Source organism: Escherichia sp. SCLE84 (assembly GCF_012584495.1).
GTDB lineage: Bacteria > Pseudomonadota > Gammaproteobacteria > Enterobacterales > Enterobacteriaceae > ECMA0423.
Genome location: NZ_CP051430.1, coordinates 4974385 through 4989649, shown reverse-complemented (window position 1 = coordinate 4989649; position 15265 = coordinate 4974385). Strand labels below are relative to the sequence as shown.

Here is a 15265-nt window from a genome sequence, read left to right as displayed (position 1 = left end):
AGAGCATGGACAAGGAATTACCGTGGCTGGCGGATAACGCCCAACTGGAACTGAAATATAAAAAAGGCAAAACACCACTCAGCCATCGCAATTGGCCGGGCGAACCAGTGCCTGTTATCACTGAAAGCATCATTCAGACACTGGGTGATGAATTGCTACAAAAAGCTGAGAAGAAAAAAAACATTGTCTGGCGTTATGAGAATTTTTCACTGGAGTGGCAGTCCGCCATTACGCAGGCCATCAACTTGATCGGCGAACACAAACCCTCAATCCCGGCCCAGACAATGGCGGCGCTAGTCTGTATCGCGCAAAATGACAGCCAACAGTTGCTCGACGAAATCGTCCAACAAGAGGGGCTGGAATATGCGACTGAGGTGGTGATTGCACGCCAGTTTATTACACGATGTTATGAGAGTGATCCTCTGGTAGTCACATTGCAGTATCAGAACGAGGACTATGGCTATGGTTATCGCTCAGAAACCTATAACGAATTCGATCTCCGACTGCGTAAGCATCTCTCTCTGGCAGAGGAAAGCTGCTGGCAGCGTTGCGCCGACAAACTCATTGCCACACTGCCAGGAATAACCAAAGTTCGCCGCCCTTTTATTGCGCTGATCCTCCCCGAAAAACCAGAAATCGCCAATGAGTTGGTAAGCCTTGAATGCCCGCGGACTCATTTTCATTCTAAGGAGTGGTTAAAAGTTGTTGCTAATGACCCCACAGCGGTGAGAAAACTCGAACGCTACTGGAGCCAGGATATATTTAGCGATCGAGAAGCCAGCTACATGTCGCATGAAAACCACTTCGGCTACGCGGCCTGCGCCGCCCTTTTGCGCGAACAAGGACTGGCAGCCGTTCCGCGCCTCGCGATATATGCCCATAAAGAAGATTGCGGCAGTCTGCTGGTACAAATTAACCATCCGCAAGTCATCCGCACCTTGCTGTTAGTTGCTGATAAAAACAAACCCAGCCTGCAACGTGTGGCTAAATACAGTAAAAACTTCCCCCATGCGACACTCGCCGCACTGGCAGAACTGCTGGCGTTAAAAGAACCACCAGCCCGCCCAGGTTATCCAATCATCGAAGACAAAAAGCTGCCTGCACAGCAAAAAGCACGCGATGAATACTGGCGTACGCTGTTACAAACGCTGATAGCATCGCAGCCACAACTAGCAGAAAGGGTGATGCCGTGGTTAAGTACTCAAGCCAGGGCAGTGCTGAATAGTTATTTATCGGCACCGCCAAAACCGGTTATTGATAGCACCGATAACAGCAGTCTGCCTGAAATGCTCGTTTCACCACCGTGGCGTAGTAAGAAAAAAATGACAGCTCCACGTCTTGATTTGGCACCGCTCGAATTAACTCCGCAAATTTACTGGCAACCAGGCGAACAAGAGAGGCTTGCCGCCACTGAGTCTGCCCGTTATTTCAGCACGGAATCTCTTGCGGAACGCATGGAACAAAAAAGTGGACGAGTTGTATTACAGGAACTGGGTTTTGGGGATGATGTATGGCTGTTTCTGAATTATATACTCCCCGGAAAACTGGATGCTGCACGCAATTCACTCATTGTTCAGTGGCATTACTACCAGGGGCGGGTTGAAGAGATCCTGAATGGCTGGAACTCCCCGCAAGCACAATTAGCAGAACAGGCGCTCCGCAGCGGTCACATAGAAGCGTTAATTAACATATGGGAAAATGACAACTTCTCACGTTATCGTCCGGAAAAGAGTGTCTGGAACCTGTATTTATTGGCACAGTTGCCGCGTGAGATGGCTTTGACCTTCTGGCTGCGTATCATTGAGAAAAAGCATCTGTTCGCGGGTGAGGACTATTTTCTCAGTATCCTCGGATTGGATGCGCTACCAGGTCTGCTGTTGGCTTTTTCACATCGTCCAAAAGAAACATTTCCGTTAATTTTAAATTTTGGCGCAACAGAACTGGCGCTGCCTGTTGCCCGCGTCTGGCGACGTTTCGCGGCGCAGCGTGATCTGGCTCGCCAGTGGATTTTACAATGGCCGGAACATACGGCTAGTGCACTTATCCCTCTTGTCTTTACCAAACCCAGCGATAATAGCGAAGCCGCATTACTTGCCCTGCGTTTACTGTACGAACAGGGACATGGCGAATTGCTACAAACCGTGGCAAACCGCTGGCAGCGTACAGATGTATGGTCTGCCCTGGAGCAGTTGCTTAAACAGGGTCCAATGGACATTTACCCGGCACGCATTCCAAAAGCCCCTGATTTCTGGCATCCGGCAATGTGGTCCAGGCCTCGACTTATCACTAATAATCAGCCTGTTACCGGTGACGCTCTGGAAATTATCGGCGAAATGCTGCGCTTTACCCAGGGGGGACGTTTTTATAGCGGGCTGGAACAACTGAAAACGTTCTGCCAGCCACAAACGCTGGCAGCTTTTGCCTGGGATCTCTTCACTGCGTGGCAACAAGCTGGTGCCCCCGCAAAAGACAACTGGGCATTTCTGGCGTTAAGTCTCTTTGGTGACGAAAGCACGGCACGGGATCTGACGACACAGATCCTCGCCTGGCCACAAGAAGGCAAATCTGCCCGTGCTGTCAGCGGCCTGAACATCCTTACCCTGATGAATAATGATATGGCGCTGATACAGCTGCATCATATATCGCAACGGGCTAAATCCCGCCCCTTACGTGATAACGCGGCGGAATTTCTTCAGGTGGTCGCAGAAAATCGCGGGCTAAGCCAGGAAGAGCTAGCGGACAGATTAGTCCCAACCCTGGGCCTTGATGATCCGCAGGCGTTGAGTTTTGATTTTGGTCCCCGGCAGTTTACCGTTCGCTTCGATGAAAACCTCAACCCGGTTATCTTTGATCAGCAAAACGTTCGCCAGAAAAGCGTTCCCCGGTTGCGCGCCGATGACGATCAACTGAAAGCGCCCGAGGCACTGGCCCGACTAAAAGGGCTAAAAAAAGATGCTACTCAGGTGAGCAAAAACCTGCTCCCGCGTCTTGAAGCTGCCCTACGTACCACCCGACGCTGGTCGCTGGCAGATTTTCATACTCTGTTTGTTAATCATCCCTTTACCCGCCTGGTTACCCAGCGATTAATATGGGGCGTGTATCCGGCAAATGAACCGCGTCGTTTACTCAACGCCTTTCGTGTGGCCGCAGAGGGGGAGTTCTGCAATACGCAGGATGAGCCAATTGACCTGCCTGCGGATGCTCTGATTGGCATTGCCCACCCGTTAGAAATGACAGCAGAAATGCGCAGTGAATTTGCCCAGCTTTTTGCCGATTACGAAATTATACCGCCACTTCGCCAGTTGACACGGCGCACGGTGCTGCTCACGCCTGACGAGTCAGCCAGTAATAGTTTGAATCGCTGGGAAGGTAAATCTGCTACCGTTGGGCAACTTATGGGAATGCGATACAAAGGCTGGGAGTCAGGCTATGAGGACGCATTTGTCTATGACCTGGGTGAGTACCGGCTGCTCCTTAAGTTTTCACCCGGTTTTAACCACTACAATGTTGATAGCAAAGCGCTAATGAGCTTCCGTTCTCTTCGAGTGTACAGTGACAATAAATCCGTCACTTTTGCCGAACTTGATGTGTTTGATTTGAGTGAGGCGTTAAGCGCACCTGACGTCATTTTCCATTAAAACACAGCGGGCAGTGATGCAACTGCCCGTTATCAACACGACTTACCAGCGGGGAAAGCGATGATCGTGCAAAAAGAGCTGGTTGCTATTTACGATTATGAGGTCCCTGTACCTGAAGATCCGTTTTCCTTCAGACTTGAGATCCATAAATGCTCTGAATTATTTACAGGTTCCGTCTATCGACTGGAGCGATTCCGGCTACGTCCAACATTTCATCAACGTGATCGAGAAGATGCTGACCCGCTAATAAATGATGCGTTGATTTATATAAGAGATGAGTGTATTGATGAGCGGAAATTACGAGGTGAATCACCTGAAACTGTAATAGCAATTTTTAATCGTGAACTACAGAATATATTCAACCAACTAATAGAATATTAGTTTATTAAAGGGGGAAGCGGTTTTCCCCCTTAGTTGCGTTTCAATTTGCCCATTACTTCAACAAATCAATCAACCGTAACAGAGACACTAATAGCTCCAGTACGGCAATGAGCACGGTTAACTTTTGTGTCAGCGTGTCCATCCGCTCTCCTTATTAAGGAGCGCAACACCAGCACCTTACCCTTACACTGCCTGTCGATACTGGTTTACGTTTGTTGAGTCGCCATGTTGCACTCCGGATCAGAGCACTACCTGCGGCACCACCCGTCCGGTAGCCAGGACTTGAAATGGGTTCGATCCGGCGCAACTTCCCAACAGTCAGGATTATAAATCTCATTATCTTAATTGCAACACTGTCCAGAGGTGGTTATAATTCGTTCGTTGAGATGCCATGTTGCACTATCAGTAACTTAACATCAAAGTAGTAAATAAAAGAACCTGCCTCACCAGCAGGTTTTTTTATTTTCTGCGATCTACTTTCCAGATATTTTTTGCCAATAGCCCACCATAAATATTCACATCCCGGTCAAATGGTGCGTTGAATATAAAATCGATGAATTTATAAATAAAAATGAGTTATATGATGAATTAATAAAAACAGTAATCATTTTATTAAAGGGGGAAGCGGTTTTCCCCCTTAGATGCGTTTCAATTTGCCCGTTACTTCAACAAATCAATCAACCGTAACAGAGCCACTAATAGCTCCAGTACGGCAATGAGCACGGTTAACTTTTGTGTCAGCGTGTCCATCCGCTCTCCTTATTAAGGAGCGCAACACCAGCACCTTACCCTTACACTGCCTGTCGATACTGGTTTACGTATGTTGGACCACGATGTTGCACTCCGGATCAGGGCACCACCTGCAGCACCACCCGTCCGGTAGCCAGGACTTGAAATAGGTTCGATCCGGCGCAACGTCCCAACAGTCAGGATTATAAATCTCATTATCTTAATTGCAACGGGGTCCACCGGTGGTTATAATTCGTTCGTTGGAACACGATGTTGCACAGGCTGTGGTGTTAGGCCTGAAAATAGTAAATAAAAGAACCTGCCTCACCAGCAGGTTTTTTTATTTACTGTGATCTGCTTTCCAGATATTTTTCGCCCAAACAACTAATGCGCCAAACATTTATTGCGCGTAAAATATCGTTTATTTCATTAATACATTTCAGGGATGAATATATGTCACCGCAGAATAATCATCTGCAGCGTCCGCCTGCCGCTGTGTTATACGCCGATGAACTGGCAAAATTAAAACAAAATGATAACGCACCTTGCCCGCCCGGTTGGCAGTTAAGTTTGCCTGCGGCCCGTGCTTTTATCCTTGGCGATAGCGCGCAAAATATTAGCCGTAAAGTGGTGATTAGTCCCTCCGCTGTCGAACGTATGTTAGTCACTCTTGCCACCGGACGCGGTTTGATGTTGGTGGGGGAACCTGGCACCGCAAAATCTCTCCTGTCTGAATTACTGGCAACCGCTATTAGCGGCGATGCCGGGTTAACCATCCAGGGCGGCGCATCTACCACTGAAGATCAAATCAAGTACGGCTGGAACTACGCTCTGCTTATCAATCATGGCCCATCAACGGAAGCGCTGGTCCCTGCCCCGCTTTACCAGGGAATGCGCGACGGCAAAATCGTCCGTTTCGAAGAGATAACGCGTACACCGCTGGAAGTGCAAGATTGTCTGTTAGGTATGCTTTCTGACAGAGTTATGACGGTGCCGGAACTCACTGGTGAAGCCAGTCAACTCTATGCGCGGGAAGGCTTTAATATTATTGCCACTGCCAATACCCGCGATCGCGGCGTCAATGAGATGAGTGCCGCGCTAAAGCGTCGCTTCGATTTTGAAACTGTCTTTCCGATTATGGATTTCGCTCAGGAGCTGGAGCTTGTCGCCAGTGCTTCGGCGCGTTTGCTGGCCCATAGCGGTATTCCGCATAAAGTGCCTGACGCGGTACTGGAGTTACTGGTCCGCACCTTCCGCGATCTGCGTGCCAACGGCGAAAAGAAAACGTCAATGGATACACTAACAGCGATTATGTCCACCGCTGAAGCCGTGAACGTGGCCCACGCCGTAGGCGTCCGCGCCTGGTTTTTAGCGAATCGCGCAGGTGAGCCAGCCGACCTGGTGGACTGCATTGCCGGAACCATCGTCAAAGATAACGAAGAAGATCGCGCTCGTCTGCGCCGTTACTTCGAACAACGAGTCGCCACACATAAAGAAGCTCACTGGCAGGCTTATTATCAAGCCCGCCACCGCCTGCCGTGAGGAAAGATGCATGAGCGAGCCGTTAATTGTCGGCATCCGGCATCATAGTCCGGCCTGCGCCCGGCTGGTGAAATCGTTAATCGAAAGCCAGCGGCCACGATACGTGTTGATTGAAGGCCCGGCTGATTTTAATGACCGGGTAGACGAACTGTTTTTATCCCACCAGCTTCCGGTAGCTATTTACAGTTATTGCCAGTATCAGGACGGTGCAGCCCCCGGGCGTGGTGCCTGGACGCCATTTGCTGAATTTTCGCCGGAGTGGCAGGCGCTACAAGCCGCACGTCGTATTCAGGCACAAACTTACTTCATCGATTTGCCTTGCTGGGCGCAGAGTGAAGAAGAGGACGATTCGCCTGATACGCAAGATGAAAGCCAGGCCTTACTGCTGCGTGCCACCCGCATGGATAACAGCGATACCCTGTGGGATCACTTGTTCGAAGATGAAAGCCAGCAAACTGCATTACCCTCTGCGCTGGCGCACTATTTTGCCCAACTGCGGGGCGATTTCCCCGGCGATGCACTCAATCGTCAGCGCGAAGCCTTTATGGCTCGCTGGATTGCATGGGCGGTGCAGCAAAATAATGGCGACGTGTTAGTCGTCTGCGGTGGCTGGCACGCTCCGGCACTGGCAAAAATGTGGCGCGAATGCCCGCAGGACATTAACACGCCGGAATTGCCCTCGCTGGCAGATGCCATTACAGGTTGTTATCTCACGCCCTACAGTGAAAAGCGCCTTGATGTGCTGGCAGGATACCTTTCCGGTATGCCTGCCCCGGTCTGGCAAAACTGGTGCTGGCAGTGGGGCTTACAGCAGGCCGGTGAACAACTGCTAAAAACTATCCTTACCCGTTTGCGCCAGCACAAGTTGCCTGCTTCGACCACGGATATGGCTGCCGCTCATCTGCATGCGATGGCGCTGGCACAGTTGCGCGGTCATACACTACCGTTACGCACTGACTGGCTGGATGCCATAGCAGGCTCGCTGATTAAAGAAGCCCTGAATGCGCCGTTGCCGTGGAGCTATCGCGGCGTTATTCATCCCGATACCGATCCGATTCTGCTAACGTTGATAGACACATTAGCGGGTGACGGATTCGGTAAACTTGCCCCTTCTACGCCACAACCGCCTCTGCCAAAAGATGTCACCTGCGAACTGGAACGTACCGCAATCTCTCTTCCGGCGGAGCTTACCTTAAATCGCTTTAACCCCAATGGACTAGCGCAAAGTCAGGTGTTACATCGGCTGGCAATACTGGAGATCCCAGGGATTGTACGCCAGCAGGGAAGCACACTGACACTTGCAGGCAACGGTGAAGAACGCTGGAAATTAACCCGCCCGCTTAGCCAGCATGCGGCATTGATTGAGGCCGCCTGCTTTGGTGCAACACTCCAGGAAGCCGCACGCCATAAATTAGAAGCCGATATGCTGGACGCGGGTGGAATCGGCAGTATCACCACATGTCTTAGCCAGGCGGCGTTAGCGGGTCTGGCGTCCTTCAGTCAACAATTACTGGAGCAACTCACATTATTAATCGCCCAGGAAAATCAATTTGCCGAAATGGGCCAGGCGCTGGAAGTGCTATATGCCTTATGGCGGCTGGATGAAATTAGCGGTATGCAAGGCGCGCAGATATTACAAACGACGTTATGCGCGGCTATCGATCGCACGCTGTGGCTATGTGAATCTAACGGCAGACCAGATGAAAAGGAGTTTCACGCTCACCTGCATAGCTGGCAAGCGTTGTGTCATATCCTGCGCGATCTACATAGCGGTGTGCAACTCCCCGGCATTTCTCTTTCTGCGGCGGTAGCCTTACTGGAGCGACGCAGTCAGGCAATTCATGCCCCGGCGCTGGATCGCGGCGCGGCTCATGGCGCACTGATGCGTCTGGAACATCCTAACGCCAGTGCCGAAGCGGCGCTGACGATGCTGGCGCAGTTATCCCCGGCACAATCCGGCGAAGCGCTGCACGGTTTGCTGGCGCTGGCCCGCCATCAACTGGCCTGTCAGCCGACATTTATCGCCGGTTTCAGCAGTCATTTAAATCAACTAAGTGATGCCGATTTTATCAATGCCCTGCCCGATTTACGCGCGGCGATGGCCTGGCTACCACCACGAGAACGCGGGACGCTGGCGCATCAGGTGCTTGAGCATTATCAACTGGCGCAACTTCCCGTTTCGGCGCTGCAAATGCCGTTGCATTGTCCACCACAGGCCATTGCACATCATCAACAACTCGAACAGCAGGCACTGGCATCGCTGCAAAACTGGGGAGTTTTCCATGTCTGAACTGAACGATCTTCTGACCACCCGTGAGCTACAACGCTGGCGATTAATTCTTGGCGAAGCGGCAGAAACGACGCTTTGTGGGCTGGATGACAACGCCCGGCAGATAGACCACGCGCTGGAGTGGCTGTATGGGCGCGATCCTGAACGGCTCCAGCGTGGTGAACGCTCTGGTGGATTAGGTGGCTCAAATCTCACCACCCCTGAGTGGATCAACAGTATTCACACTCTGTTTCCGCAACAGGTGATTGAGCGACTGGAAAGCGATGCCGTACTGCGCTACGGCATTGAAGATGTGGTGACGAATCTCGACGTGCTGGAACGTATGCAGCCTTCGGAAAGCCTGCTACGCGCCGTTTTGCACACCAAACATCTGATGAATCCCGAAGTACTGGCTGCCGCCCGCCAGATAGTGCGCCAGGTTGTTGAAGAAATTATGGCGCGACTGGCAAAGGAAGTTCGTCAGGCTTTTTCTGGTGTCCGCGATCGCCGTCGCCGCTCATTAATTCCACTGGCGCGAAACTTTGATTTCAAAAGTACTCTGCGCGCCAACCTGCAACACTGGCACCCGCAACACGGCAAGTTGTATATCGAATCCCCCCGCTTTAACAGCCGCATTAAACGCCAAAGCGAACAATGGCAACTGGTCTTACTGGTTGATCAAAGCGGATCGATGGTGGACTCGGTGATCCACTCTGCGGTGATGGCGGCCTGTTTGTGGCAGTTACCCAGCATTCGTACCCATCTGGTGGCGTTTGACACAAGCGTGGTTGATCTCACGGCAGACGTTGCCGATCCGGTAGAGTTATTAATGAAAGTACAGTTGGGCGGCGGGACCAATATCGCCAGTGCCGTGGAGTATGGTCGGCAACTTATTGAACAACCAGCAAAAAGCGTCATTATCCTCGTGAGCGATTTTTACGAAGGGGGTTCATCATCATTGCTGACGCATCAGGTGAAAAAGTGTGTCCAGAGCGGCATCAAAGTGCTGGGACTGGCAGCGCTCGATAGCACCGCAACGCCTTGCTATGACCGCGATACGGCCCAGGCGCTGGTTAATGTCGGCGCACAAATAGCCGCCATGACGCCGGGCGAGCTGGCATCATGGCTTGCGGAGAATCTTCAGTCATGAATTCACTACGTCCGGAATTATTAGAACTGACACCGCAGGCACTGACGGCGTTAAGCAATGCCGGTTTTGTTAAGCGCAGTCTTAAGGAACTGGAAAATGGCAACGTCCCGGAAATCAGCCATGAGAACGGCGCTTTAATCGCCACTTTCAGTGACGGTGTCCGTACCCAGCTGGCGAACAGCCAGGCACTGAAAGAGGCTCAGTGCAGCTGCGGGGCCAGCGGCATGTGCCGTCATCGCGTGATGCTGGTGTTAAGTTATCAACGACTTTGTGCCACCGTCCAGCCCACGGAAAAAGAAGAAGAGTGGGATCCGGCAATCTGGCTGGAAGAACTGGCTACCCTGCCCGATGCCACCCGCAAACGCGCGCAGGCGCTGGTCGCTAAAGGCATCACCATTGAGTTGTTCTGTGCGCCGGGCGAAATTCCCTCTGCCCGCTTACCGATGAGCGATGTGCGTTTTTATTCCCGTAGCAGTATTCGTTTCGCCCGTTGTGATTGTATTGAAGGCACACTTTGCGAACATGTCGTACTGGCTGTGCAGGCCTTCGTCGAGGCCAAAGCGCAGCAAGCAGAATTTAACCATTTAATCTGGCAGATGCGCAGCGAACACGTCACATCATCTGACGATCCGTTTGCCAGCGAAGAAGGCCAAACGTGTCGTCAATATGTTCAGCAATTAAGCCAGGCATTATGGCTTGGCGGCATCAGCCAGCCGCTTATTCACTACGAGGCAGCATTCAACCGCGCATTGCAGGCGGCAGAGGCCTGCAACTGGCGCTGGGTGAGTGAATCACTACGACAGCTACGGGCAAGCGTTGATGCCTTCCACACTCGCGCCAGCCACTATCATGCCGGAGAATGCTTACGTCAGCTTGCGGCATTAAACAGTCGATTAAATTGCGCACAAGAGATGGCCCGGCGCGACAGTGTTGGTGAAGTTCCTCCTGTGCCGTGGCGCACGGTCGTTGGCTCTGGCATTGCCGGAGAAGCAAAGCTTGATCATCTGCGGCTGGTGTCTTTAGGTATGCGTTGCTGGCAGGATATTGAGCATTATGGTTTACGCATCTGGTTTACCGATCCCGACACCGGCAGTATTTTGCACCTTTCGCGCAGTTGGCCGCGAAGTGAACAGGAAAACTCACCGGCAGCTACGCGTCGGCTGTTTAGTTTTCAGGCTGGCGCACTGGCGGGTGGGCAAATTGTTTCACAAGCAGCAAAACGCAGTGCCGATGGCGAGCTGCTGTTAGCTACCCGCAACCGCTTAAGCAGCGTTGTGCCGCTGTCGCCTGATGCCTGGCAAATGTTGAGCGCGCCGTTACGCCAGCCGGGCATTGTGGCTTTGCGGGAATATTTACGCCAGCGTCCCCCCGCCTGCATACGGCCTCTTAATCAGGTCGATAACTTATTTATTCTGCCGGTCGCTGAGTGTATTTCGCTCGGTTGGGATAGCAGCCGCCAGACGCTGGATGCGCAGGTAATCAGCGGCGAAGGTGAAGATAATCTCCTGACGTTATCCCTTCCGGCATCTGCCTGTTCTCCTTTTGCCGTTGAACGCATGGCGGCGCTTTTGCAACAAACAGACGACCCCGTGAGTCTGGTTTCTGGCTTTGTCAGTTTTGTTGATGGGCAATTGACACTGGAACCACGGGTGATGATGACAAAAACCCGCGCCTGGGCGCTGGACGCAGAAACTGCGCCTGTGGCACCGCTACCTTCTGCCAGCGTTTTGCCTGTGCCGTCTACCGCTCATCAGTTGCTGATGCGCTGCCAGGCGTTACTTATTCAACTGCTCCATAACGGCTGGCGCTATCAGGAACAGAGCGCTATTAGTCAGGCAGAGTTGCTGGCGAATGACCTCTCCGCGGTCGGTTTTTATCGGCTGGCACATGTGTTGGGACAATTTCGTAATACAGAAAGCGAGGCACGGGTAGAAGCAATGAATAACGGTGTTTTACTTTGCGAACAATTATTCCCCATGCTTCAGCAACAAGGATGAAATAGTGCTTTTTACTAAGAGTTCTACTCCAGTTCCGGACTGCTCACGTCACGGTATTAGGCATATTCTATATAGCCCCTGGTGAGAGTCACCAGTTTCTTGATTAAATAAAATGGAGTTTTACATGAAGGCTTTCAATAAGCTGTTTTCCCTCGTTGTTGCATCTGTTCTGGTTTTCTCTCTTGCTGGCTGCGGTGACAAAGAAGAATCGAAGAAATTCAGCGCCAATCTGAACGGCACTGAAATTGCCATTACCTATGTCTACAAAGGTGACAAGGTGCTTAAACAATCTTCTGAAACCAAAATTCAATTTGCTTCTATTGGTGCAACCACCAAAGAAGACGCTGCCAAGACACTTGAGCCGTTAAGCGCCAAATACAAAAACATCGCGGGTGTTGAAGAAAAATTAACCTATACAGATACCTACGCGCAGGAAAACGTGACTATCGATATGGAAAAAGTGGATTTTAAAGCCCTGCAGGGTATTTCAGGAATCAACGTTTCTGCTGAAGATGCCAAAAAAGGTATCACTATGGCGCAAATGGAACTGGTGATGAAAGCCGCTGGTTTTAAAGAAGTGAAATAATCTGTCGGCGGCCATGTTCCGCATGGCCGCCATACCCGTCTTAGCTTTTCTTCACATGCTGGCGCGCTGCCAGTCCACGCAGAAAATAACGTAAAAATTGATCGCCGCATTCGCGGAAGTTTTTATGATCCGGTGCGCGCATCATCGCTGTAATTTCCGGCATCGAAACGCGGAACTGCTGTTCGGTGAGGATAGCCAGAATGTCATCGGTTTTCAGCGAAAACGCGATGCGTAATTTTTTCAGCACGATGTTGTTATTAATGCGACGTTCCGGCTCCAGTGCCGGAGCAGACTCATCCTTGCCGCGTTTTTCATAAATCAGGCCATTGAGGAATGACGACAAAACAATGTCCGGACAACGCTGAAAACCCTCTTCGTCTTCTTTACGTAGCCAGACGGCGATCTGTTCCGCGGTGGCTTCGACATTACCCAGCGCCAGAATACGCACCAGGTCATTATTATTGGCTTTCAAAATGTAGCGCACGCTGCGCAGAATATCGTTACTTAGCATGAGGCCTTCAGGTGTTGATGAGGCAAAAAGCCATTTTAGCAGTCTTTTACAGGCCAATCGCCTCTTTTAAGCTTTTCAGATAACGGCGGCTGACCGGCACGGTTAAGCCATTACGCAAAATCAACTCGGCCTGGCCGTTATCTTCCAGACGAATCTCCTGTAAATGCGCGAGGTTAACCAGATACTGACGATGGCAGCGCAGTAGTGGTGTACGACTTTCCAGGGTACGTAATGTCAATTCGGTAAAGCCCTCTTTCCCTTCGTGGCTGGTAACGTAGACACCGCTCATCCGACTGCTGACAAATGCCACATCTTTCATTTGCAGCAAATAAATCCGACTATGCCCCGTACAAGGGATAAATTTCAGCGCCTGTTGATTTTCCGGTAACAGCGAAACATCCTGCTTGCTGCGTTCCTGACGCAAACGCGCCAGCGTTTTCTCCAGTCGCGCTTCATCAATTGGCTTCAGCAGATAATCAAAGGCATGTTCTTCAAAGGCTTTAATAGCGTATTCGTCAAACGCGGTGAGAAAAACAATATACGGACGATGTTCCGGGTCGAGCATCCCCACCATTTCCAGACCACTGATGCGCGGCATCTGGATATCGAGAAACAGCACATCCGGGCGCAGTTTATGCACCGCGCCGATCCCTTCCACGGCGTTTGAACACTCTCCAACGATTTCAATATCGCTCTGCTCCTGCAAAAATACACGCAGGTTCTCCCGTGCTAACGGTTCATCATCGACAATTAAGACTTTAATCATGCCTCGTCCCTCCATGGTAGTCGTAACGTTATTCGGGTGTAACTATCAGGCTCACAGGCGACGCTTATTCCATAGTCATCGCCAAACCGTTCACGTAAACGCTTATCCACCAGATTCATCCCCAGCCCACTGGCATTGGTTACCGGTTGATACAAACCGGCATTGTCTTCGATCTCCAGCATCAAATGTTGCCCCTCACGTCGGGCGCTGATTGCCACTCGCCCTGTATCCAGCAGTTGTGATGTCCCATGTTTAATGGCGTTTTCCACTATCGGTTGCAGGGTAAACGCGGGCAATTGCTGCTGGGATAATTCTTGCGGAATAGCAATGTTGACCTGCAACCGCGACTGGAAGCGCGCCTTTTCAATTTGCAGATAAGCGTTCACATGTTCAATTTCGTCGGCGAGAGTAACAAACTCCGAAGGCCGCTTTAAGTTTTTGCGGAAAAAAGTGGAAAGATACTGCACCAGCTGGCTGGCCTGTTCGCTGTCGCGGCGGATCACCGCTTTAATGGTGTTAAGCGCATTAAACAAAAAATGAGGATTCACCTGGGCGTGAAGCAGTTTGATTTCTGACTGGGTGAGCATCGCTTTTTGCCGCTCATATTGCCCGGCAAGAATCTGCGCCGAAAGCAGTTGCGCAATCCCCTCGCCCAGCGTGCGGTTTATTGAACTGAATAAACGGTTTTTGGCTTCATACAATTTGATGGTGCCCATCACGCGCTGATTTTCGCCACGCAACGGAATTACCAGCGTCGACCCCAGTTTGCATTGCGGATGCAAAGAGCAACGATAAGGTACTTCGTTGCCATCAGCGTAGACCACTTCACCGGTTTCAATCGCTTTTAAGGTGTAAGTCGAAGAAATCGGTTTGCCGGGTAAATGGTGGTCGTCACCAATTCCGGTAAAGGCCAGCAATTTCTCTCGATCGGTAATCGCGACTGCACCAATATCCAGCTCCTGATACAGCACCTGAGCCACTTTCATGCTGTTCACTTCGTTAAACCCCTGTCGCAAAATGCCTTCCGTCGAGGCTGCCACTTTCAGCGCAGTGGCAGAAAAAGCAGAAGTGTATTTTTCAAACATCGCGCGTTTATCGAGCAATATACGCATAAACAGCGCCGCGCCGACGGTATTGGTGACCATCATTGGTGCAGCAATATTACTCACCAGACGCACCGCATCTTCATAAGGTCGGGCGATCGCAAGGATGATCAGCATTTGCACCATTTCAGCGACGAACGTGACGGCACCGGCGGTAATGGGGTTAAAGACTTTATCAGTGCGCCCGCGACGGATCAGGATGCTGTGTACCAGGCCGCCGAGCAATCCTTCAACGATGGTTGAGATCATGCAACTTAGCGCGGTCATGCCCCCCATCGAATATCGATGTAAGCCGCCGGTCAGACCAACCAGCCCACCGACGACCGGACCGCCGAGTAAGCCGCCCATTACCGCGCCTATCGCACGGGTATTGGCAATAGAATCGTCAATGTGCAACCCAAACCAGGTGCCCATGATGCAGAAGATGGAAAAGACGATGTAGCAGAGAAATTTATGCGGCAGACGAACCGTGACCTGCATTAACGGTATGAATAATGGCGTTTTACTCATTAACCACGCAATGACTAAAAAAACGCACATCTGCTGAAGCAGCAGCAACACCAGATTAAAATCGTACATACCCGCAAACCACA

Annotated in this window: 10 protein-coding genes; 7 read left to right on the top strand and 3 right to left on the bottom strand. The window is 51.2% G+C overall.

The window, feature by feature from the left end:
- The first annotated feature begins 5 nt into the window (after window positions 1-5).
- The 7 genes from yehI (at window position 6) to HGD79_RS24110 (ending at window position 12292) form a co-directional block, all read left to right on the top strand.
- The gene (gene yehI, locus HGD79_RS24140; RefSeq protein WP_168848526.1) at window positions 6-3638 is read left to right on the top strand and encodes a DUF4132 domain-containing protein YehI; all 3633 of its coding nucleotides are present in this window, start codon (window positions 6-8) and stop codon (window positions 3636-3638) included.
- A 60-nt stretch (window positions 3639-3698) separates the two neighbouring features.
- Entirely contained in the window at window positions 3699-4019 is a 321-nt protein-coding gene (yehK, locus tag HGD79_RS24135) for a protein YehK (protein ID WP_000636926.1), read from the top strand.
- 1182 nt (window positions 4020-5201) lie between these two features.
- A complete protein-coding gene (locus HGD79_RS24130) occupies window positions 5202-6290 on the top strand; it encodes a MoxR family ATPase (RefSeq protein WP_000074859.1) in 1089 nt (362 codons plus the stop codon).
- A 10-nt stretch (window positions 6291-6300) separates the two neighbouring features.
- Complete coding sequence (locus tag HGD79_RS24125; RefSeq protein ID WP_168848525.1) at window positions 6301-8580, top strand: DUF5682 family protein; 2280 nt, start codon at window positions 6301-6303, stop codon at window positions 8578-8580.
- Window positions 8573-9709, top strand: coding sequence for a VWA domain-containing protein (locus HGD79_RS24120; RefSeq protein WP_168848524.1), 1137 nt, complete (start codon window positions 8573-8575; stop codon window positions 9707-9709). The genes HGD79_RS24125 and HGD79_RS24120 overlap by 8 nt, the downstream gene beginning before the upstream one ends.
- Window positions 9706-11706: an SWIM zinc finger family protein gene (locus tag HGD79_RS24115; protein ID WP_001317947.1), complete on the top strand. Its 2001-nt coding sequence runs from the start codon at window positions 9706-9708 to the stop codon at window positions 11704-11706. The genes HGD79_RS24120 and HGD79_RS24115 overlap by 4 nt, the downstream gene beginning before the upstream one ends.
- 124 nt (window positions 11707-11830) lie before the next feature.
- Window positions 11831-12292 carry a YehR family lipoprotein gene (locus tag HGD79_RS24110; protein ID WP_001295429.1) on the top strand — a complete coding sequence of 154 codons (462 nt, stop codon included), beginning with the start codon at window positions 11831-11833 and terminating at the stop codon, window positions 12290-12292.
- A 40-nt stretch (window positions 12293-12332) separates the two neighbouring features.
- Here HGD79_RS24110 and HGD79_RS24105 read toward each other — a convergent pair whose 3' ends face one another.
- Genes HGD79_RS24105 through btsS form a run of 3 tightly spaced genes read right to left on the bottom strand, consistent with a single transcriptional unit; the run spans window position 12333 to window position 15251 of the window.
- On the bottom strand, window positions 12333-12803 hold the full coding sequence (locus HGD79_RS24105) for a DUF1456 family protein (RefSeq protein WP_001295430.1): 471 nt from the start codon (window positions 12801-12803) through the stop codon (window positions 12333-12335).
- A 46-nt stretch (window positions 12804-12849) separates the two neighbouring features.
- Window positions 12850-13569: a two-component system response regulator BtsR gene (gene btsR, locus HGD79_RS24100; protein ID WP_000598641.1), complete on the bottom strand. Its 720-nt coding sequence runs from the start codon at window positions 13567-13569 to the stop codon at window positions 12850-12852.
- On the bottom strand, window positions 13566-15251 hold the full coding sequence (gene btsS, locus HGD79_RS24095; RefSeq protein ID WP_001295431.1) for a two-component regulatory system sensor histidine kinase BtsS: 1686 nt from the start codon (window positions 15249-15251) through the stop codon (window positions 13566-13568). The genes btsR and btsS overlap by 4 nt, the downstream gene beginning before the upstream one ends.
- Window positions 15252-15265: the final 14 nt, after the last annotated feature.